Below are 1,927 nucleotides of genomic sequence, written 5' to 3'. Positions count from 1 at the left end.
TGCAAGCAACGCACAAAATGAAGCTGAAGCTGATCATGGACGTGGTGTACAACCACACCAATGCCTCTGGCATTAACGACAAATCCGTTCTAGATAAAATCGTCCCAGGGTACTACCACCGTCTTAACGTCAACACTGGCGGCGTAGAAAACTCAACCTGTTGTGACAACACTGCAACAGAAAACTTGATGATGGGTAAACTGATGGTTGACTCATTGAAAGTGTGGGCGGACGACTACAAAGTTGACGGTTTCCGTTTCGACTTGATGGGCCACCAGCCAAAAGATGTGATGGTCTACGCGCTTGAGCAAATCCGTAAGATTGACGAAAACACCTTGTTCTACGGTGAAGGTTGGGACTTCGGTGAAGTGTCTAACAACGCTCGTTTTGATCAAGCCACTCAGCTAAACATGGCTGGCACTGAAATCGGTACGTTCTCGGATCGTCTGCGTGACGCTGTTCGTGGCGGTAGCCCATTTGATGGCGGTGTCGATTCAGAAGGTAAGCACCCACTTCGCTTCAACCAAGGTTTTGGTAACGCGGCTTACGCGAATGAAGAAACCAAAGTGGACGCAGAATCGGTGAATGGTCGTCTACACAACCAAGATTTGGTTCGTCTAGGCATGGCGGGTAACTTGGCTGACTTCGTTCTTCTAGATTACAAAGGCGACACAAAACTAGGTAAGAACGTTGATTACAATGGTGCGCCTGCAGGCTACACAAAAGTGCCATCAGAAAACATCTCGTACGTGTCTAAGCACGATAACCAAACACTGTGGGATAACAACGCGTACAAGATTGCGACTGCGACTCCTTCTGCAGATCGTGCACGCATGCAATCAGTCTCGCTATCAACAGTAATGCTTGGCCAAGGTATCCCATTCATCCACATGGGTTCTGAGCTTCTGCGTTCTAAATCGATGCAGCGTGACTCTTACGATTCTGGTGACTGGTTCAACCGCGTCTTCTTCAACGGCAGTGACAACAACTGGAACGTAGGTCTGCCTCGTGAAGACAAAGACGGCGCAAACTGGGAGCTGATCAAGAAGATCGTTTCTGATACGACAGCGAAGCCAGATGCAACCGACATTGAGCTAACCAAACAACAATTCCTAGAACTACTAAAAATCCGTAGTTCAAGTGAACTGTTCCGCTTAGATACCGCTCAAGAAGTCATGAACCGTGTTGACTTCCGCAACGTTGGTAAAGACCAAGTGGAAGGCTTGATCGTTATGTCTATCGACGATGGTAAATCAGCAGGTGCCGATTTGGATTCGAAATACGATGCGATCGTTGCTGTGGTGAACTCAACATCATCAGAGAAATCATTTGTCGTGAAAGGCGCGACAGGTTTCGAGCTGCATGAAGTTCAACAAAACTCTGCAGATGACATCGTGAAAGGCGCAAGCTTCGCAAATGAAACCTTCACTGTGCCAGCACTGACTACTGCGGTATTCGTACAGCCACAAGACGGCGCGCAAGGTGCGGGTCTGCCAGTCAATACGGACAACAAAGACGTATCGAGCATTCCTCCTTTCGGTGAAACCGTGGTTTACGTGAAAGGCACAATGAACAATTGGTCAGACAACAGCGACTGGGCTATGACTTTCATTGGCAACGGCATGTACTCAGTAACAGGCGTACTTGAAGCAGGCAGCCACGAGTTCAAATTTGCAGACACAGGTTGGGCAAATCCGAACATCGGTTGTTCTGTGGCAACAGTGGGCAGCGGCTCTCTGGAGCTAGGCGCAGAGGAAAACTGTAAACTCACCGTCGCAGAAACAGGCAAGTACAACTTCACACTGAACGCGCTATACGTTCAAGATGAGAAAGTGGAAAAACCTGTGGTTTCCGTAACCAAATCTGCGGATGCACCAACGTTTGGTGAAACAGCACTGTACCTACGTGGCACCATCACAAGTTGGGA

1 protein-coding gene is annotated in these 1,927 nt (G+C 48.5%); it reads left to right on the top strand.

Going from position 1 to position 1,927, the window contains the following annotated elements:
* On the top strand, positions 1 to 1,927 hold a 1,927-nt coding region (gene pulA, locus R7Q38_RS22895), incomplete at both ends, for a pullulanase-type alpha-1,6-glucosidase (protein ID WP_318114400.1).

It is taken from the genome of Vibrio sp. Vb0598, assembly GCF_033338935.1.
Classification (GTDB): Bacteria; Pseudomonadota; Gammaproteobacteria; order Enterobacterales; family Vibrionaceae; genus Vibrio; species Vibrio alginolyticus.
Note: the sequence above shows the minus strand (reverse complement) of the source record. Positions and strands in the feature narration are given on the sequence as shown.